The sequence below is a fragment of the Chryseobacterium culicis genome (genome assembly GCF_002979755.1).
Lineage (GTDB): Bacteria > Bacteroidota > Bacteroidia > Flavobacteriales > Weeksellaceae > Chryseobacterium > Chryseobacterium culicis_A.
The window spans coordinates 108,009-129,897 of record NZ_PCPP01000007.1 but is presented as its reverse complement, the minus strand read 5'-3'; the positions used below and the strand labels follow the sequence as shown (position 1 = coordinate 129,897).

13 protein-coding genes are annotated in these 21,889 nt (G+C 35.8%); 4 read left to right on the top strand and 9 right to left on the bottom strand.

The annotated features are described in order from the left end of the window. Positions 1-374: 374 nt before the first annotated feature. The 9 genes from CQ022_RS22290 to CQ022_RS22250 form a co-directional block, all read right to left on the bottom strand. Positions 375-752 carry a VanZ family protein gene (locus CQ022_RS22290; RefSeq protein ID WP_105684664.1) on the bottom strand — a complete coding sequence of 126 codons (378 nt, stop codon included), beginning with the start codon at positions 750-752 and terminating at the stop codon, positions 375-377. Beyond that, positions 727-1,104 carry a glycine cleavage system protein GcvH gene (gene gcvH, locus CQ022_RS22285; protein WP_105684663.1) on the bottom strand — a complete coding sequence of 126 codons (378 nt, stop codon included), beginning with the start codon at positions 1,102-1,104 and terminating at the stop codon, positions 727-729. The genes CQ022_RS22290 and gcvH overlap by 26 nt, the downstream gene beginning before the upstream one ends. 127 nt (positions 1,105-1,231) lie before the next feature. Beyond that, positions 1,232-5,017 carry a T9SS type A sorting domain-containing protein gene (locus tag CQ022_RS22280; protein ID WP_105684662.1) on the bottom strand — a complete coding sequence of 1,262 codons (3,786 nt, stop codon included), beginning with the start codon at positions 5,015-5,017 and terminating at the stop codon, positions 1,232-1,234. Beyond that, positions 5,017-5,961: a hypothetical protein gene (locus CQ022_RS23230; RefSeq protein ID WP_228421862.1), complete on the bottom strand. Its 945-nt coding sequence runs from the start codon at positions 5,959-5,961 to the stop codon at positions 5,017-5,019. The genes CQ022_RS22280 and CQ022_RS23230 overlap by 1 nt, the downstream gene beginning before the upstream one ends. A 219-nt stretch (positions 5,962-6,180) precedes the next feature. Beyond that, positions 6,181-13,224: a cell surface protein SprA gene (sprA, locus tag CQ022_RS22270; protein WP_105684661.1), complete on the bottom strand. Its 7,044-nt coding sequence runs from the start codon at positions 13,222-13,224 to the stop codon at positions 6,181-6,183. Between the two features lie 57 nt (positions 13,225-13,281). Continuing rightward, the gene (gene ruvA / locus CQ022_RS22265) at positions 13,282-13,866 is read right to left on the bottom strand and encodes a Holliday junction branch migration protein RuvA (RefSeq protein WP_105684660.1); all 585 of its coding nucleotides are present in this window, start codon (positions 13,864-13,866) and stop codon (positions 13,282-13,284) included. 227 nt (positions 13,867-14,093) lie between these two features. Further along, entirely contained in the window at positions 14,094-16,379 is a 2,286-nt protein-coding gene (locus tag CQ022_RS22260; protein ID WP_105684659.1) for an NADP-dependent malic enzyme, read from the bottom strand. A gap of 16 nt (positions 16,380-16,395) precedes the next feature. Continuing rightward, complete coding sequence (locus tag CQ022_RS22255; protein ID WP_105684658.1) at positions 16,396-17,247, bottom strand: ATPase; 852 nt, start codon at positions 17,245-17,247, stop codon at positions 16,396-16,398. 85 nt (positions 17,248-17,332) lie between these two features. Further along, positions 17,333-17,596, bottom strand: coding sequence for a hypothetical protein (locus CQ022_RS22250; RefSeq protein ID WP_105684657.1), 264 nt, complete (start codon positions 17,594-17,596; stop codon positions 17,333-17,335). 364 nt (positions 17,597-17,960) lie between these two features. Between CQ022_RS22250 and CQ022_RS22245 the strand changes: the two genes are divergently transcribed. The 4 genes from CQ022_RS22245 (at position 17,961) to CQ022_RS22230 (ending at position 21,690) form a co-directional block, all read left to right on the top strand. Then, positions 17,961-18,419 (top strand): GtrA family protein, encoded by a 459-nt coding sequence (locus CQ022_RS22245; RefSeq protein ID WP_105684656.1) that lies wholly within the window; start codon positions 17,961-17,963, stop codon positions 18,417-18,419. 3 nt (positions 18,420-18,422) lie between these two features. Next, the gene (locus CQ022_RS22240) at positions 18,423-19,160 is read left to right on the top strand and encodes a lysophospholipid acyltransferase family protein (protein WP_105684655.1); all 738 of its coding nucleotides are present in this window, start codon (positions 18,423-18,425) and stop codon (positions 19,158-19,160) included. A gap of 30 nt (positions 19,161-19,190) precedes the next feature. Continuing rightward, the gene (locus tag CQ022_RS22235; protein ID WP_105684654.1) at positions 19,191-20,636 is read left to right on the top strand and encodes an MFS transporter; all 1,446 of its coding nucleotides are present in this window, start codon (positions 19,191-19,193) and stop codon (positions 20,634-20,636) included. 94 nt (positions 20,637-20,730) lie between these two features. After that, on the top strand, positions 20,731-21,690 hold the full coding sequence (locus tag CQ022_RS22230; protein WP_228421861.1) for a DUF3810 domain-containing protein: 960 nt from the start codon (positions 20,731-20,733) through the stop codon (positions 21,688-21,690). The last annotated feature ends 199 nt before the right edge of the window (positions 21,691-21,889 follow it).

Below are 21,889 nucleotides of genomic sequence, written 5' to 3'. Positions count from 1 at the left end.
ACACAAAGCCTGAAAATCCGGAAATCAAATATCAAAATACAGAACACAAAACTCGAAACACGTAACTCAAAACCCAAACCCCGAATTCATCATTCATCATTCATCATTCATCATTCATCATTCATCATTTATAATTTATAATTCATAATTCCTTTCCCTCTTCTCCCCTAGCCCTGATAGAAATGGTTACCCCGCAGCTTGGAGTGGAGAGTCATCGGGGCTGAGCGTGGGACAACAGCAAAGGCGCGAGGAGTAGAAATGGAGAGCAGGAAATAGCTCCTGAAAAATTGCAGAGTCAGAGGGTTGGAGAGTGAGAATGTCAAGTTTACGTTAAGGATGGGAATACCAATCGATTAATTCTTCCAAAGGAACAATCAGAGAAAACGTTTGACTAGTAACTTATAGCTAAAGTATCCTAGTAGACATCCAATAGTATCCGCTACGATATCTAATGTTTCCATAGACCTCCCTAATCCCATTTCTTCCTGCAGGATTTCTGTAAGGAATCCATAGATAAGGATGATCTGAAAAAAGTATGAGAATTTTATTTTGGGGAATGCGGCGATAAAAGAGAACCCCAAGGCAGCAAATATACTGAGATGCAATACCTTGTCTATACCGCTGAACATGAACCAATATTCATGGTTTTCTTCTCCGGGTTTGAGAAGCATATAAGTAAGAAATGCCCAATAAATGGGCAGTATCTTACTAAATATTTTTGAAATCTTATCCAATGATAGCTTTGTAATCATCTGCAGAAAGTAACTCTGACTGATCTGCCCCATCAGCAATTTCCAATTTGATGATCCATCCGTCTCCATAAGGATCTGTATTTAACAGTTCAGGCTGAGCTTCTAATTCTGAATTGAACTCAATAACCTTTCCAGCGATAGGTAAGAATAGATCTGAAACAGTTTTTACTGCTTCTACACTTCCGAAAACATCTCCTCCATTAAGATCATCATCTACAGTATCTACGTCAACGTAAACGATATCTCCAAGTTCTCCCTGAGCGAAGTCTGTAATACCAATTGTAGCAACGTTACCTTCGATCTTGATCCATTCGTGATCTTTCGTGTACTTTAATTCTGATGGTGTGTTCATTTTTTAATTTTTATTTTGTACAAATGTATTCAAAATTCTAAAAGGTTCAAAGCATAAATAAGTAACTTGAAGAAATTTCGAATGAAAATAAAAAATCGCTGCTAGTGCAGCGATTTAACGAGAAAGATTATTTTTTAATGATCTTATTAGGATAGCTTTTACCTGTTGAGTCTATAAGTGTTACCATATAGATACCTGCAGGATATTGAGATAAATTGACTTCAGTGGTATTCAATGATGATACTTCTTTGGTTATTATCTTTTTAGCATCTATAGAATATACTTCCAGTGTTTTGAATTTTTTACCATTAAAGTCAATATTAAGTATGTCTCTGGTAGGGTTAGGATACAGTTTCACTACCCTATCAATAACAATTTCCTGATTTGAAAGGGTACTATTAAGCACAATTTCTCCATAAATAGACAAGTCTTTTTTAGAAAGCTTAAGCGTTGAATTTGCCATTTTCTTACTAGCTTTATCATGATAATCTGAAAGTACAGGATGTAGCATATCATCATATGTTAATGATTCAGGATAAGGCTCGGAACTTGTTGTTTTAAGATAAAGCTCTGCTCCGGTATTCGCTGATATTTCAAATCCAGGTTTTATTACAACAGAATGCTCAGCTTCAAGTTTTACTTTCTTATTTCCCACTAAGGGAGCGGTAAGATGGCTTAAAATATAAGTTTTAGGATTTCGATAATCCATCTTTATTAATCCATTCATAATAGATGTTCCTACCCCATCATAAGTATCAGCTGTAATTACTTTTAATAACCTTCCTGGTTGTAATGTATTATCATATTTTTTTGTTACCCCTTCCTGACCAACAAACCATTCATCGCGCTCAATATTGTCTAAGTTCATATATGCTCCTGATAGAGGTTCACCAAATATTTTCTTCAAATGTTCAGCGTTTATAAGATTATAGGCAGGAAAAAGTCTTGTCCTATATCCTGTTGTTCCTCCTCCATTAAGATATTTCCATTCTATATCATCTAAAAAAAATGAATCATTTAAAGTAATTAATTCATTATTAAATAACGGATATGTTTTAGCTATAGCCGTATAAGAAACTCCTCCATGATTCCATTGATTACCTTCTTTATAGTATAATGTCCTTTTATTTCTTATATCTAATGGAAAATCTGGATTATTACGATTTCTATTTTCTGCAACAATCATCATATTACGATTAACGTAAATATTTTTATAGCCAACCCGGCTACCATCTAAATGAATTGTTGTATACTTATTCAACGATTGTGTAGAAAGATTAAATCTCCACACATCAATTTGATTAGAAGTTTTGTGCCCGAAAATTTCGTAAATATCATCCCCTTGATAATTCATATTTACTGGAACTAACATATCAGCAGCCGTTTTTTTTGCAAATAAAAGTTCAGGAGTGCCTGCTGTTCCTGACTTAATGTTAAATGCTAAACTTCCGAATGAACCAGCTTGAATAAGTAATAAATCTTTTTTATAAAAGGCTATTCCATGATTATAAAATTGGTTAAAACCTCCTTCATATATTAATGGAAAAACCTTTTTAACCCATGGTGAATTTTCATTTTCTCTATAAATCTTTATTAATCCTATTCTTGTCAAATACGCATATGGAACTAAAATGAGAATAGTATTTTTTTCAAAAAAAGTTTTCATATCATTCTCTTCATAATAAGGAAAAGTTTGTTGAAGTTCTAAAGCATTAGGTAATACATCAATGACAGACTCAGTATCGTATTCATTATTTAATTCATTATATTTATAAACATTTACTTCAAATTTATTATATCTATCAGAACTCACATATTTTCTTTGTCTTAATAAAACAGCAACTCTATCTTCATCAGCATTTATCAAACTAGGCTCGACCGCTGGAAAAATCCCACCAATACTAAACTGATTAGTCATGATTATGTCTTTTGCTTTAATTTTTTTTACGAAATTATTTCCTATCCTATAAGAATGATTTAAGTAATAATACCCTTGACATGTCCTATCAATTCCTAAGCATAAAAGTTTATTACTCATCTTAGGCTCATTAATTTCAGTATCTCCAACAGAAGGAATAAAATCATTTTTTACATATATTTTTTTCCCATATGTAGAAAAGGGTCTTACTCTATATTGATTTAGATCTTTGGTTGTCGTTTCCAAATAATCTGGGCTATAATAAAGATCTTTGACATATAGAGGAGGGTTGCAACCTTCTTGAGGGTTTTCAATATTAACGCTTCCCCAAGCTCCTATTCCAGCAGGGCAATAATTACCAATAGACTGTACATTTTGACTATCAGGATTCAACCATGGCTGCATAAATATATAATCTCTCCAAAACCTTGAAAACAAGACATTATACTTAGCTTTATTTGTAATTGTGCTACCACATGCTTTAAATTTTTCTTGCAATACATTGATTGGTTTAGTTGGAGTTTCATTAGAAATCTCCCGCTCAGGTCCTGAAGATAAAGTACCTAAAATAAATCCATCTCTTGTAAATAAAGAAGCACCAGAGGAACCATGGTAAGGAAAGCCATTTGCAAATTCTGTAGCCAAAAAATATCCCTGACTTAAATTTGTACTAAAACTTTTTGAAAAATAAACATTAGGACTTTCTATATTGGAAAAACCATATACTGCAGAGAAGTTTGTAGGAGTAATATAACTCTGATTTGTTATTGATATTTTCTTTACTACTCCAGAGGGATGGTGAGCTGTAAAAGAAGAACCAATATTATTGGGGAACTGTGCAGTAGACCATCCAGAATAACATACTTTATATTTTTTTAAAACTTCAGGAGTTGTATTTAATTTCACCAATGCGAAATCTTGTGATAAGCCACTGAAGGTCCCATCCGGATATTTCGTTATCCCTATAGAAGTAAGTATTTGCATTCCACTTACCGAATTAGTGGAGGGTGAAGAAATATTACCACCTATAGTATTACCATCACCATTACACAATTTGGTTTCATGATTAAAAATAACAACAGATTCATTCAAAAAAACAGGTTGCTGAGGCGTTCCCTTAACACAGTGTTCCGCTGTTAAGAAATAAGGTGCTCCGTCTTGCTTTGTATTATTAATTAATGTTCCAGAACATGTGAATCCGTATAGTGTATTAGTGTTTACAATAAGTCCAACTGATTTAATATTTCCTTTATTAATAGTACTATTATAACTATTACCCTCTAAAAGACTTCCATCAACACAAGATACATTTTTATTACAAGAAGTATAAGTTGTAGCATCAGAACCTGAAAACGGACCATCACTTGCATATAAATTTGAAAAACCATGCATAATTGTGTTTACTTGAATATCAACTTTAGCAAGATCACTTTCATTTTCTAAATCAAGTTCAAGATAGATCTCGTTTCCTTGTATTGGTTGCGTCACAAATACATTTTCAGACTCCTTTGAAATTATACTGTTTTTACTATTAAAAGATCCAAGAATCATTCCTTCCGCATTATATAAAAAAAACTTTGCTCCGTCAGGCATAGTAAATTTTGAAAAAAAAGCTTGAAGTGAATATGCATTTTCTGATCTAATTTTCAATAAGCAAATGAATTTATCTTCTAATTTAAATTTTGTAGACTCTAATTTAAAATCTTTTTTTATTTCAATTTTTTTGCCGTAAAAATTAAGACTATTTATTTTTGGATATTCCTTTATATAAGCTTCCAAATTTTTAAGCTCAAGCTCATTATTCAGAGTTTTACTAATTATTTTTAGTTTTCCTAATAGATCACCAGGAGTAAAATAAGATTCATCAATATTAATTACAGGTCCATTAATTCCTGAAGTCATATAATCATAAAAAAGTGGTCTCCCACCTTCGCTTTCCTGAGAAAAAAGCAAAGAATTAAAAAGTATAAAAAATACGATTATGCCTTTTTTCATTATTTTGTTTTTAATTTTTGGTTCAGTTCTTCAATTTCTTCAGCCTGCTTTTTCAATTGCTTATTTTGTTCAATTACGTATAATGTCAATTCTTCGATCTTCTGTAAAAGTTTAATCTGAAACTCTCCTATGTTTACCCCTTCTTTTTCCATTTCCTTGGCAGAAGCAATTTCAGGAAGATGCTTTTTTTCTTTAATATGTTTTGCTACCTCTTCAAGATTGGGAAGATTATAGCTTTCCTCAAATACAAAATCAGCAGTTGGAGTTAGTGTTACTTTGAGTTCTTTAGCTTCCAACTTACCTTGCAGTAAGGCATTTCCTGTAGGAGAAATTTTCATTATTTCATTCATTGTAACAGGAGAATTTAATGCGATCTGCTGAGATGCTGAAGTAAGGAACTTAAATCCTTCGCTATCTAATGTAACAGCTGTTTTTGCAATGTTTAATGTTCCGGTACTGGATAACCATCCGACATCTGAGTTATTTGCTTTTACTCCAAAACTCATATAGGATGCCGACGAGCTTCGCAAGCTCCCCCAGTTATTCAATGAACCATCTGCATATCTTATGGCAAAAGCGTTGACACCAGTTACAGAATCACCAGCTCCAGTTATAATATTTCCTGATACATCAAGTTTAGCTAAAGGAGAGTCTGTTCCTATTCCTACAAATCCATTAGCATCGTTGATAACAAGTTTGGGATTTTTATAATCTCCTTTGGAAACCATCCATTGGCTACCATTCACATCTCCAAAAAACCATCCATTATCACCATTAAAATATTGAGTTTGAATCCCACGGATAAATCCAGTTTCATTGGTACTTCGCTTCAGATATAAAATAGGAGAGGTACTCTGGATAGTAACTTGAGAAAATGTTTGAGCCTGTTGTGAAAAGGCAAATGATGAAACCAATAAGGCCATCGAGAATAATTTTGTTTTCATAAATTTAAATTAATTTTTTAGTATAATTAAATAATTTCAAATCAATTAATTCATGAAATCGAGAATTACAATACACTCTTATTTAAATGAATTCATGGTATTAATTGATACCACAAAAATATCCCATTACAACGACAAAACATGTCGTATTAATAATTATTATTAAAAAAAAATATCCCTTTTTGAAAGGGATATTTTTTTTGTATTAATTTATTATTCTTAGAATCCACCTCCGGAATCTCCGAATGTAAATGTGGCAGAAATACCTGCTCTCACTGTAGACAGTGGGAATGCTGTAGAGATCTTATACTTTGAGGTCATCTGTTCGTAGAATACTCTCAGGTTCAGGTTTTCGGAAACGTTATAGTCTGCGGAAAGTTTGATATTCATCAATCTCTGTCCTCCTGTAACCTGTGCATCATTTAACAGAATATTCATAATGGATGTTTTACTGTCTCTTAATGAAATATCTCCTCTGATGTTAAGGTCACTTCCTTTTCCTCTTGTTCCTCTTCCTCTGATATTGGCTGTTCCTAATCTGAAGTTTCTGATAATATACCCAAGTCTTACTACATATTCTGTATTGGCATCTTCGGTAAGCGTCTGGTTAACTAACCCCAGTACCATCATTCTGGTTCTGTTGTACTGTATTCCGAACTGCATATTGTTTCTCATGGTAACATCTACTCCAATAAGCGGTGAGAAAGATTCTACATATCCCACCTGGGCGAATGTATACGGGTTAATTTTATCACCTCCATCTTTGACCACATTACCTGCATTATCTACTGTCTGATAATATCCGTTCGGGTTACCGTGATAATCTACGTTACTCTGAATACCTGTTGCCGTATAGGTGGCGGTATAGGCATGTAAGATATCAAACTTCGTGAACTGCCCGCTGATCATCGGGATATTTTTCAATCCGGAATAGGTAATTCTCCAGTTTGGTAACGGGAATCCTGATTTTTTAGGATTGCCCATAGGCGTCACTGATTTTCCTTCCATCGCTGCTCTAAAGGCAGGAATCAATACATAGGCATTTCCAATGCTGTAATGCTTAGCAAATCCGTTGTTATCCAATACTGCTCCCGGATCTCCCAGTTGTTGAGAAAGAGCTCTCGCATTTTCTCTGATCGCCTGGTAAACTGCCTGCCCATCTTTAAATGATGTGCTAAGAAGCATCGTCGTATTGGAATACGTTGTCATCTCACTAGCAAATGTAAAGTCAGGATCAGAAACCCCACCATTGATATAGTTAAATCCTGTATGTGAGAAGTTACTGTTAAAAGTATGCAACACATTAAGGTCAACTCTTAAATCATTCATCGGCATCACCTGTAAGTCGGCTCTCAATTCTTTGGTCGACATTCTTACATATGGATCCGTCATATAATTAGAGTCACTCACCCATCCGTTTTCCATTACTGTTCTTCTGATGTCAGCTTGTGATCCTAAAAGGAATCCTAGAGTTGGCCCTCCAAGTGTCTGTCCAGATCCATACCAGTTTGGAGCTGATATTAGTCCCGGAAGTACTGTTCCATTCGTTTCGTTATAACTTACGTTTAACTGTTTGAAAGAAGTCAGTAAGAATGCTGCACTTTGAAGTGGAGTAAGCTTATTCTTAAATTTATATTTCTTATACCTGTATCTGTTTTTCTCCCACTGTTTCGCATACACATTATTCAGAGAGTCCATTTCCTGTCTGCGTTTCTGAAGTTTGGCATTAATATTTTTGAAATAATTAAACTGGCCAAAGAACTTCGGAAGATCTGCAGAAGCTGTTGCCTGAATAACATTCGTATTCTGGCCTATAGATCCTAAACTTGTTGTTTTATTATTGTTGTTAGGATCCACAAATCCAGTCAACGAAGTAGATCTCGCCGCCCAGTTATAGGTAAATCCATATCCTACTTCCGCATCAATAAAGTCCAGATAAGGCAGATACTGGAATGGTAATTTATAGTTTAACTGTGCTCTGTGGTTATACAATACCGGTCTTCCTGCTCTGAATACATTTCCGAAGATTGACTTGTTGTCCATCGAATTCACATCCAGATTATCATTCAGCGTTCTGGTTGCAGAGTTGATTTCCAGTTTTAATGATTTTGTGAAATTGAATCCTAATCCATACTGCCATCCAAAGAAGAAGTTTCTGTTTCTGATAGCATCAAAATTATTGTTCATGTCACCATTCAGGATAGCTTCCACATTTCTGAACTCAAGCTCGTTGTAATTTCTGTCGATTTCAGTTCTGAAAGATATTCTTGTAGGAATTGGGTTAATATTGAATTCCTTCACCCATCTCAGATATTTTGTAGACTTTGCCGTATCACTGATCATCTTGTTGAAAGGCTTAAGTACCCACGGTTTAAACGTGTAGTTATAATCAATATATCCTCTCAGATACTGTCTGTAATTTCTCTTGGTATAGATGTCTCTGAAATAATCATCGTTATAAACAGCCGTTACTGAAACGTTTTCAATATCATAAAACTTAGACTTTTTATTTGGATTTACTCTTTCTTTATGCATATTAACCACACCTATACTTCTCTGTTGAGTATATGTTCTCGCTACCTTTTTCAATTGATCTTTGTTCGGAGCTTTATTGAATTCTACGTCGGTATCCAGAGGGTTGTACTTTGGATCTTCAATAGTCTGCGAGTAAGAATAGTTTAAAGGAATCTTCACTCCGGTTTTTTCAGGAAGGAATTTATCTACATTAATCGCCGTATTAATACTGAATGCTGATTGAGTAGACTGGGTTCTTTCAGCAGGTTTTGAATCAATATTCCCGAAACCAACTGAGGTATAAGAGGCATTGGCATTCACTGTTGCCAGGTCTCCCATATTAAAGTTTAAGCTGGCATTTCCTGCATATCCTCCATCATTTTCAATTTCAGAAAGACGGATTTCGTTTACCCATAGAACTCTTGTGATAGTAGAATTTGTTCTTGGATCTGCATTTCTTACCCCAATCATAATGGTGGTAATATTTCCTAAACTTGGTCTACCTTTTATATAAATATTTTTATACGGTTCCTGATAGACAAGATCCATTGTTCTATTCGTGATTGCAACACCCGATTTGTCCCTTCTGATTTTAGCATCTACAAAGTTCTGAACATCAAAATCAACTTCATTTTCCATCGGCCAGATCTCCATAGGAGCTGTAGCAGTTGTAGAAGTAAGCTTCATTGTAGATTCATATTCATAATAGTTATCAGTCGCGTCACTTCCAAAACGAATAAAGAATTTTGTCTTAGGATCATATGACCCTACATTTAAATCTCTATTTTCCGGATCATGAGCGTGCACAAACAGCTTCAGCTTTTTGTATCTTCTCATATCCAACGTTGTATTTTTGAACACACCTCTTGCCTCAGTTTTAAGCTCTTTTACTTTCATGTAAAGTGAAGCTTCATTCTGTCTCTGCGCTCCTGCATTTCCACTCAATACCTGTCTGTCAATTCCCGGAGGCAATACATATGGAGGTTTGTTTAATGCATTTTCTTCAATATTTACACTTCCTATTTCAAAATTAGGATCTGTCACAGTTCCTGTTCCTTCTTCTGGATTAGTAACATTTAAACTTGCAATTTTACCTGTATACTTTCTCCAGTCTGATCTTACAAGATCCATTGTTCCGAATCTCAGAGTAGAGGTCTGATCAAATCCTGCAAGCATCAACCTTGCAAATCTTACGTTATTTAATACTTCATCTTCGTGTGTACCTTCAGCTGGATCATAATTTGCTACAGGAATTCTAAACAGGTACCATTTAACATCTGAAGACTGTCCGTTCTGGAATGTTGCTTTTACTGTTTTTACATCTACAATATTGTTTCCTCCCAGCGCTAAACTTTGCTTATCAAGTTTGATCACATACTGATTATAGTTTTCAGTCTGATCAAGGTTGTAGTCTTTATTGATATCTTCAGCATCCGGAGTTTGTGAAGCCACATTCAGAGAGTTGGCTTCTGAGTTTCCTTCAGGATTTCTGAAATACTTGTATCTCTCTACGACTGAAGCAGCCTGACTTCCTGTAAATTTATCAGAAAGATAGAATACAAAGTCATCCACTGCAGGGTCAGCAATATTGGTTACCGGGTTTACAAAAGTATTTCCGAATCTCATCGCTTCCTGATCAGAAGTAAGACCGTCATATCCTGCATCCTGCACTTTTCTGTCTTCTCCTTCTGTAGAAAAGGCATATAAAATTGGTGGTTGTTTTGGCTGTATTCCCCAGTTTGAATTCGTTGTAGAAGATGGTGTACCTGGAGTTGGCAATCCATTTTCATACTGCATTTTCCCATCCTTCAATACATCTTCAGAAACGTTTCCTAAGTGAAGTAAAAGTTTTGGATCAGTACCCAGTGTTTTACCGTCTGCATAGGGATCCATCATCCAGAATTCAACGTATTCAATGTTTGAAGTAACAAAGTTGGGAACACTGATCGATCTCATGATCCCCGCCCATCTACTTTGTGCCTGTTCCGTTAATGGATTTACGTTGTATGGTCCTTTTTCTTTAGGGAAATATGAAATATCGAAAGTATTCGTAAAGGTTTGTTCTCCTGCTACGAAATCTCTGTTATTATAAATCTCCGAATATTGTACTCTTCTGGAAGCATGATTGGATACAGACTGTGGAGTAACTCCTGCAGGTGCTTTTCCTCCAACGCCCCAGAATCTAGGGTCGATATTATACCATGTTAATAATCCTCTTCCATATCCACTTGTTATATCGTCATCTCCTGGCACTGTATTAAATGGTGGCAGTGTATTTTTTTCCGGTTTTGAAGCAAGGCTCCATGCTGCCGGTTCTTTTAATGATATTTTAGAAGTTGTTTGTTCAAAATCATCAATGTAAGACTGGTTGTTTGTGCCTTTATTCAATCCAGGTAATAAGTACGCCGCTTCCATCTTGAAGTTTAAGTTGGATGGAGCTTCCGTTTTTACCATTGGAAGTTTGTTGGTCAATCTTGTAAGGTAAGGAGCCTGATTGTTGTACATCAAGTTGATCCCTGCCATGGTATTGTTTACCGCCTCCTGTCCGAAGTTTACTTTCTGGGTTAGTGGAGACTCAGAGTAATTGATCACTGTTCCTCCTAAGATAAAGTTTTCACTAAATCTTCTTTCTAAATTTAATCCTAAGAATCTTTTTCTTTGGGTATTAAATGTCAATTGGTTTTCAAGTGAAATATTGATTGCCTGTCCGGACTGTTTTACATTTTCATTAATGATCGTAACCGTACCAAGCATATAGTCTACCGTATAGTCTACACCTTCTGTAAGCTGTACTCCATTTGCAGCTACTTTTACTGATCCCTGAGGAACGTTTACTGCTCCCAGAGAAATACCTTGTCCCTGAACACCTTTATAACGGCCTTCCATGGTATACCTCTGAGAAAGGTTACTGGCGGACGCTTGTTGTTTTTGTTTGGTATAAAGATCCTGAAATACATATTGAGGATCACTTGTACCTAATTTTGCTTCCAGAAATTTACCGAAAGGCTGTACTTTGGTAAAAATCACTCTTCCTGTTTCCGGTCTGATGGTAATCCCATTGACAAAGTCGAAAATACCGTCTCCTTTACTTCCGTCTTTATTGTTCTGGATATCACCGTTCATGTTGAGACGATCCCAGTTGAATAACTTCAATAAGTTCTGATCTTTTACAGGAGTGTCAGGAAGATAGTTTACTTTACCTCCTGTTTTTGGATCTCTGTAATAAACATTAAGAATAAAACCATCGGGAGATACCTGTCCTGCATCCATAGAATAAACATTCTTCATCATCAGGTCCCACATCGGAGATTGAGTGTTCACTTTATTATTTACTCTCAATACTTTGGTGATCAACACCGGGCTTTCTTCAGAGAACTCTCCTACTTTGTATACTTTATTACTTCCGTTAACCGTATAAGAGTAGGAAACGGCTAAAAGCTGCTGGTCATTAAGCTTTTGATTTAATGAAATATATCCTAACTGAGGTTGGTAGGTAAATTCATTAGCATTCAGTTTTCTTGCTTTTGTAGCAAGAAGAAATTCTTCTCCGTTATTATAGGGAGTAGGTGTTCCCGGGAAGACATGCCCTTGAAAAAGAGCATTGTAATTTTTCCCTGCTTCTCTTGTTCCGGCTACAACTGATACCTCATCATATAATCCGTTCAGCGAGTTATCCGGCAGAGTAACTCCTCCAGGACCTTCTCCAAGGTCTCTGATCCCGATAATACTTTTTTGATAAGCGAGATTACTGTTCCCCTGATCAAGTACCCAGACTTCCATTCTGGTAATATTGATTGTGGAGTTGATCTGTGGATAATTAAGTAAGGCATCATCATACTTGTTCAGGAAATAATGGCCTAAAAAGAAGTGCTGGTTTTCTTCATAGTCAATCGCATTGACTTTAAAGTTGTTCATCACACCACCACCCTGTACTACAATATTACGAGCCTCTCCCTGTTGCTGGGAAAGGACAACCGTTCCAAATGTTTTTCCTAACTGAAACTCTGTTTTCACCCCGAACAATGATTGTGAACCACGGATAAGGCTGGTTGAAAGCGGCATATTTACGTTACCAAATTCAACTCTTTTGATAATTTTATCTTCTCCTCCTTCGTTGGGCTTATCTACATTTCCAAGACCTTTACTTTGAAGATCTTTCCAGCTTCCTTTTGCCTGCCAAACAAGATTCATTCTGTTTTCAAAAGCAAAACCACTCTGGGTATCATAATTGGCCTTTAACTGAAGGTTTTCCCCTACTTTCCCCAATAATCCCAGCTGAATTCTCTGATCGATATCAAAGGTAAAACTGGTCCTGTTTTGCGGCAGGATCATCGGGTTATCAATTTTCTGGTAAAGTCCTGCAAAATCAAGGGATGCATACCCTGAAGGGATGATTTCAATTTTGTTACCTCCGAAAATCGTTTCAAAAAGCCTGTTATTAATTAACAATGAAGGAATTAGCCCCTGCTTTCTCGCATCGGATCTGTCTTTTCTGAAGAGAAGGTTATATTTATCAGATTTCTCCTTGTAATAAGCTTTTGTCTGGCTGGCAAGCATATATTCTTTATATTCTTCCGGAGACATGGCTGTAGGAGGACCTGTAATGGTATTTCCGATTTTGGGATACACATAGTACATCCCGGTTTTTATGTCGTAATAGGCTTCGTACCTCGTAGGGTCGGCCACTTCATATTGTTTTCTTATGATCGCTGTATCTTTCTGTGCCTGTGCAAAAGCACTGACAGACATACACAGGAACGACAGGAACAAAAATATGTTAAGATGCTTAATATTCGCCACCAAATGTTAAATGTTTTTTAAGATTTGTTTAACCAATTCTTCTACCGAGATGCTTGGATTTTGTTTTATAATTCTATCCGCAATCTTCTCGCTCGTTCGTTTAGGAATGCCTAAAACTTCTAATGCAGATAACGATTCTTCCTTAATTTTATTATCCGCCATTACAGAAATGTTCGCATTCGGATCACTGTATTTCTGTACTTTATCTTTAAGATCTACGATAATTCTTTCAGCAGTTTTAGCACCGATTCCTTTGGCTTTTTGGATCAATGCGCTGTTTCCGGAAAGTATGGCAGAAGCAATCTCATCAAGGCTTAATGTAGACAATAGAATAAGTGCTGAAACAGCTCCTACTCCATTAACGCTTATTAACAGATTGAACATTTCTTTTTCTGAACGTGTGTTAAATCCAAAGAGAAGATGGGCATCTTCACGGATGATCTGCTGGATAAATAAAAAGGTCTGCTGATTCAAAACCAGCGTTTGTGAGGTCATCAAACTGATTCCCACGTAGTAACCAACTCCTTGTACATTAATGACAGCGTAGGTAGGCGTAAGTTCTTGAACAGTGCCTTGTAAAGAAAATATCATTATTAATTTTTAAAACTCCCAAATATAGCAATTTAAACTAATTAATGTTTTCATTTGACGTGCGAATGATTTTTAACTTAAATTTCAAATAAGAATTCAAGGAATTAACATAAAAACAAAAGACTCCAAAATATGGAGTCTTTTTACTATCTGTACACTGTTTAACGTGTCATTTTTTAAACAAATGAAAGGATTACTGATTTCCAGTTCCCCTTCAATTGTTTGTATTATTTCTTTTCTCTTCTCTGAGCATCAAGAACAGCAATTGTAGCAAGGTTTACAATCTCATCTACGCTTGAACGCATCTGAAGTACGTGAACAGGCTGCTTTAATCCCATTAAGATAGGCCCGATAACCTGAGCTACTTTCATTCCTCTTAGAATTTTGTAAGAAAGATTTGCACTTTCCAGATTCGGGAAGATGAAGGTGTTCGCTGGTGTAGTTCCTAATTTTGAGAATGGGTAATCACTCAGGTGATCTGCATTCATGGCAAAATCCGGTTGAATTTCACCATCTACAATCATTTTAGGGAATTTCTCGTGAAGAATACTTACTGCTTTTGCTACTTTTTTAGAAGTTTCGGAGATGGCAGCAAAGTTTTCAAATCCAAGCATAGCAATCCTTGGTTCGATAGCAAAAGATTTCACTGTAAATTCTGCCATTTTAGCAATATTCACAAGATCTTCAGAAGTAGGATTTTGGTTGATGGAGGTATCTGCGAAGAAAATAGGTTTCTTTTCAGACAGGATCATCATCATGGCCGCTACTTTGTCTACTCCTTTATCTTTTTCAATAACTTCTAAAACAGGACGTAAAACTGATGTATAGTTCTTTGAGAATCCTACGATAAGGCCGTCAGTATCTCCATGTTTAAGCATCAAAGGTCCGAAATAATCTCTCTGACGTACATATCTCTTTGCTTTGTACTCGTTCATTCCTTTTCTCTGACGAAGTTTCCAAAGGGTTTCTCTGTATTTTTTTCTGTTTTCTTTCTGATCGTCATCACTTGGATCAATGATCGGAACATCCAGGGTAATTCCGTAACGCTCCATTTGCTCCTTGATGTATTTTTTATCTCCTAAAAGACTTGGATAAGCAATTCCTTCTTCATAAAGAATCTGGGCAGCTTTCAATACATTGTATTCTTCAGCATTTCCAAGGGTGATTCTTTTCGGATTGGATTTTGCACGGCTCTGCATCATTCTTACCAGTCTTTCATCCCTTCCCATTCTGTCTAAAAGCTGGTGCTCGTATTCTTCAAAATCCGTAATGGTTTTTCTGGCAACACCACTTTCAATAGCCGCTTTTGCTACAGCACTTGATACTTTTGTGATCAATCTGTTATCAAACGGTTTTGGAATGAAATATTCTCTTCCGAACTGTAAGTTCTGAACGTTGTATGCTAAAATTACAGCTTCCGGCACCGGTTCTTTTGCAAGATCGGCAATGGCATGTACAGCAGCCAGTTTCATGTCTTCATTAATTCCTGTAGCCTGTACATCTAATGCTCCACGGAAAATATAAGGGAATCCTAGTACATTGTTTACCTGGTTAGGATAATCACTTCTTCCTGTTGCCATGATTACATCTTTACGAGTGTCAAGGGCAAGGTCATAAGCAATTTCCGGATCAGGGTTAGCTAAAGCGAATACAATAGGATTTTCACCCATGCTCAACAACATTTCAGGAGTCATTACGTTTCCTTTAGACAATCCCACAAAAACATCAGATCCTTTTACAGCATCTTCTAATGTTTCGATATCCGTCTGAGCAATGAAATCTAATTTTTCCGGAGTAAGGTTCTCTCTCTTATGATTGATTACCCCTTTACTGTCACACATCAGGACGTTTTCTTTTTTCAGTCCTAATGAAATATAAAGTTTGGTACATGCAATAGCTGCAGCTCCTGCACCATTCACCACCATTTTCACTTTATCAATATCTTTATTCGCAATCTGCAAAGAGTTGATCAATGCAGCTGCAGAGATAATTGCAGTTCCGTGCTGGTCATCGTGCATCAAAGGAATATTTAATTCCTCTTTCAGTCTTTGTTCTATATAAAAAGCTTCTGGAGCTTTAATATCTTCCAGGTTAATCCCTCCGAAAGTAGGAGCAATACCTTTTACGATTTCAATAAATTTATCCGGATCTTTTTCATCAATCTCAATATCAAAAACGTTGATATCTGCAAAGATCTTGAATAAAAGTCCTTTCCCCTCCATTACCGGCTTTGAAGCTTCAGCACCGATATCTCCCAGTCCAAGTACGGCAGTACCGTTAGAAATTACTGCTACCAGGTTACCTTTTCCCGTATAATCATATACAGTTTCCGGCTTATCATGAATTTCCATACAAGGAACTGCTACTCCCGGAGAGTAAGCCAATGATAAATCTCTTTGAGAAGAGTGGGGCTTTGATGGGATTACTTCAATTTTTCCTTTGGGTTCTGCTTTATGATAATCTAGCGCTGCCTGGCTAAAGTTCTTTTCGTCACGATTGTTGTTACTTGACATAAAATTTGGTTTTTTGTTAAAGTATATATTTAATGTGGTAATCTACTAAGCTTTCTATTGGTTTCTGCACAACATGTCCCACATTTAAATTAAGTTCTGTAGCTACAGAACGTAGTATATTTTCATAATAATAAGCAATTGAACCGATGAAATTAATCTCGGCATCATGCGCTTCCTCATAAGGGAGAACCTGATATTCGAAGAAGCTTTTCATTTCTTCAAAAACCATTTCTTTAAAATAAGGATGATCTTTTCTTTCGATTACAAATTTGGTAAAATTCGCAAGATAGGCGTTCGGTCTTGGAGTATGATACATATTTTTCAATGCATCTTCTACAGTAAGCTGATAGTCTGCTTCAAATTCTTCATGAAGATCTGCAGGCAGTTTTTTCATGAAATATCTGCGCACAAGCTGCTTTCCGATAGCACTACCACTTCCTTCATCCCCAATCAGGAATCCCAGCGAAGGCAATTCTATCTTTACCTCTTTACCGTCAAAAAAACAGGAATTTGATCCTGTGCCAAGAATGCACACGATAGCAGGTTTTCCACTGTATGCCGCATAGGCTGCAGCCATCAGATCTTCCTTCACAATAATCTCTGCTTTTCCAAAAACTTTCTTAAGTTCTTCCTCTATGGTTTCGCAGTTTTTTTTCACACCACATCCGGAACCATAAAAAAATACTTTGGTAATTGAATTTTTAACCGATATCAGATTGCTATTTTTCTGTATCTCAGGAGCGATAAGTTCTCTGTTGATAAAATTCGGATTGAAACCGATTGTTTCTGTTTTCAGAAAAACCTTCTTAAAGTCATCAAGTATTACCCAATCCGATTTAGTAGAACCACTATCTACAATAGCAACCATATTTTAGATTTTAATTTAAGGGTGCTAAATTAGGAATTTATCTTCAATTAGCGTTTAAAAACAACCTGGAAGCTGTCTAAAATCATTAATGTTTAATCTGTGTTTTTTTTTCGTTGAATTGTAAGAGCCAGTCTTCTATTTCATCTTCCAGATAGGAAGTCTGTAATACCATTGCATTGATAAAATCATCAGGCACTGGTTCTCCATTGGAGTTTTCAAGATTCCACAATTCATTTGACATATTTTCATATTCAGAATACACTCTTTTGAAGCGGGAATTTTCTTTCTCAAGAGCCTCAATATTTTTCTGTTGAAGCTGGAATTTTCTGTATTTGTTTTGACTTTTCATACAAATATTATTAATAATTGGGTCATAAAATGTTGGAGTATATGCGCTTAATCGTGCACTACAAGATAGAAAAAACCATCAACACAAGGAGTTGAAAATGAATTTATTATCAGGTCTTAATTACATCATTCTGAATATTAAAATTAGAAATAATTTTTATTAAAAAAAATATTTTAACAACTTTTTTCAGTGTTTAACATATAGTTATAAATTTGCATATCCATATTGTGAAGCTATGTAATTATTGGTATTTTAAAACCATTATTATGAAGAGGAATTCACTAAGGTGTTTATCTGCTGAGATATAGATCACTTCAGCACGCTATCCGGTATGGACAAAGATTTTTAGTTTTATACTCATTAAATGAAAGAAATACTCTTACGCCAGAAACAGGTTTTGTTCTTCATCATTGCAGGAGGACTGAGTGCCATTATAGAAATAGGCAGCTTTAAGATTTTCAGCACCTATCTTCCGCACTTCTTTGTAAAGGAAACCAACTTCTATGGGATACATTATCCTTTAAGTAATATTTTTTCTACCAGCTGCGGGATTATTACCAACTACTTTCTGAGTATCTGGTTTGTATTTGAAAGGGGAAAGCATTCGAAGAGAAAAGAGTTTGCTTATTTTATGGTGGTTTCTTTCTTTTCAACATTACTCAGCTTAGGTTTTTTCCAAATATTCTACAGTTTCATTTTTAAGGATAATATCAATTTATTTTTTTATACCTTGAGCCCGGAAATGATCAGCAAAATTGCAGCAATATTGCTGGTTTCCATTCTGAATTATTCGATAAAGAAGAAAGTAATTTTTAACGGTTAAGCTGTGACAAAAATTTTAAATTATCTCTGGAGATTCTGGCTGCTGCTGTTGGCATTTTTCCTGACAGTGGGTATTGGAATCCCGGTTTATATTTTATCCTTTAATAAAAAGCATTATAAATACGGCTATAAACTTGTCAGACTCTGGTGTTTCGGCATGTTTTACGGGATGGGCTTCAGATATGATCTGACGAACCTTTCGGAACAGAAAAAAGATAGGAACATCCCTTATGTCTTTATCTCCAACCATACGTCCATTATGGATATTATGCTTGTCTGCATCCTGTTTCCCGATCATCCGATTTGTTTTGTAGGAAAAAAAGAACTGGTAAAGATTCCTATTTTTGGAACCATATATAAAAGGATTTGTGTCATGGTAGACCGAGCCAGTGCAAAAAGCCGTGCCGATGTATACCGCAGATGCGCAGAGAAGATGGAGGAAGGCAACAGTATTGCTATTTTTCCTGAAGGCGGTGTACCTGACGACACTTCTGTTATCCTCGATGATTTTAAGGACGGTGCCTTCATGCTGTCTTCAAAACATCAATCTCCTATAGCTGTTTATACCTTTGTGGGACTCAAGGAAATGTTCCCGTTTGAAAACTCAAAAGGCTATCCTGGAAGAGTAAAGGTGTATTTCAATGGAATCATTGAGCCCACAGATTCGCCAAAAGACTTAAAGGCAGAGGCTTATGAGACAATAAAAAAAACCTTAATCAGGTATTCCGTTGAAAGGAAATAGTTATATTTGTTTGTGAAATCTATAATAAATATGTCAAATTATTCTAAACAAACCAATTGGGCACAATTCATTCCGTTGGTTACTGTATTCTTCTTTTGGGGATTTGTAGCAGCCAGTAATGATATTCTGATCCCCGTTTTTCAAAAAGCCTTCAATCTATCTCAAACTGAAAGTATGCTGGTGCAGATATGCTTTTATGTAGCGTATACTGTAGGTTCTTTAATTTATATGATTGTATCAAAGAGTCTGAAACAGGATTTGATCAACAAAATCGGGTATAAAAACGGCCTTATTGTAGGACTTTTGATTTCCGCATTGGGAACCTTACTGTTCTACCCTGCCGCCAATATGCATTCTTTCCCTTTAATGATCTCCGGATTATTTATTGTAGGTTTAGGATTCTCTCTTCAACAGATTGTTGCCAATCCGCTTGCGATTGAGGTAGGTCCTACAGAAACAGGATCTCAGAGGTTAACGATGGCCGGGGGAATCAACAACCTAGGAACAACCATCGGGCCGCTTATCGTGGCATTTGCCATTTTTGGTTCTGCAAGTGCTGCCAATACAGAAGCAAGTATAGAAAGTGTAAAAATACCTTACTTGATATTGGGAGCAGCCTTTGCGCTTGTAGCTTTAATGCTTAAATTTTCTTCTCTTCCTGCTGTAACTCCTACTAACACTGAGGATACAGATGACACAACTCCGGGAGAGCACAGAAAATCAGCATTCCAGTACCCTCAATTGGTAATGGGAATGATCGCAATCTTCGTATATGTAGGAGTAGAAGTTTCTACGGCAAGTAACCTTCCTGCCTATATGGAAAAAAATCTAGGATTTGAAACAAAAGATGTCGCTCCCTATATCTCTCTATACTGGGCATCATTAATGATTGGCCGTTGGACAGGTGCTGTAGAAGCATTTGATGTAAACGCAGGATTCAAAAAGGTCTTAAGATTCTTAGCGCCTTATCTTGCATTTGGAGTATTTTTATTTGTAAATGCACTTGCTCATCATGATCTTTCTCCGTTCTATGTATATGGATTTATCATTATTGCAATGATTATCTGTGATATTTTAAGTAAAGGAAATCCGGCAAGAATGCTTCTTATCTTCTCTTTAGCAGGGATCACAGCTTTACTAATAGGAATGTTCACAACAGGAATGGTATCTGTATATGCATTCACCAGTGTAGGTCTTTTCTGCTCTACTCTATGGCCATGTATTTTCGCATTGGCGATTAACGGACTTGGAAAACACACCAATCAAGGTTCAGGATATCTTATTATGATGATTATGGGTGGAGGTATTGTAAGTTTTATACAAGGATATATTGCCGATCTTACGAATATTCATTTCAGTTATATCGTAGGGGTTGTTTGTTTTGCTTATCTTGCATTCTATGCAATCCGTGTAAGTGGAATTCTGAAGGCTCAGGGCATTGATCTGGATAAAGTATCTAAAGGTAATGGTCATTAATATAACGACAAAAATATATAAGAAAAAGAGATTTTGGGCAGGTATATTACTTGCCCAATTTCTTTTGTTCTATGGATTCTCAAAATCCAAAGTGATGATTTCTTTTTTTGAAAACTTTTTTGAATTTCAGAAAAGAGCTCACCAGTTGCTGTTCAGCTGGGCTCCGTTTTCTGTTGGAGATTTGATTTATATTATTCTGGCAGCTTTTCTTTTATATTATCTCATCACTTTATTCAAAAAGCAACGAAGAAATAATTCGATGATAAAGATACTGATCATCATGAATGTGTTTTATTTCATTTATCAGGTATTTTGGGGGATGTTGTATTTCCAGACTCCTATTATTCAAAAACTTTCAAGCCAGGAAGAACCCAATGTGAATAAGGCAAAAAAACTGGCTCTTATCTATCTTGAAAAATGCAGGCAAACCCGACAGTCTGTTCATGAGGACAATAAGGGCATTTTTATCATCACTGACCTAACTTCTATACAAAAGGAAATCCTGAATCAGCAGACAAAATTACCTTCTTATATTTCGGATAAAAGAGCTCCTCAGATACTGGATATCAAACCCAGTTTATTCAAGAATGTAATGAATTTTACAGGTATTCTCGGATACTACAATCCCTTTACCGCAGAAGCTCAGTATAACTCTGAATTACCTCATACTTTTATTCCCTTCACAACTGCCCACGAAAGTTCTCATCAACTGGGCTTCGCAAGAGAGCAGGAGGCTAATTTTGTGGGATATTTGATAGGGATTCATTCCGGTAATCCGGAGTTAAAATACAGTACAGAATTATTCACTTTAAAAAGTCTTTTGAGATTCATTGCAGAGGAAGATCCTGAATTTGTAAAGAATGTTCTCCATCATTATTCTCCAGCAATGAAAAGGGATCGTGCTTATGAAAAAAGCTTCATTTTCCGTCACCAGGGTTGGCTGGATGATTTCTTTGGATTCACCAATAACCTGTTTCTGAAAAGTAATCAGCAGGAAGGTTCAGTAACGTATTCTTACTTTATAGATCTTCTCCTGAATTATGAGAAAATATAAAAAAAGAATCGTATCAGGCGATACGATTCTAAAAACACAAATGATGAAAAAAAATTTATTACCTTGACTTGTTCCCTCATTCAAGGCGATGTAAAAGTACGACATATTTTATAAATACAAAAACATTTCCATCCTTTTTTAAAACTTTATGAAAACTTTATGATTTTTTAAGTTTTTTTGAGTTCATTTCATCTTGTCA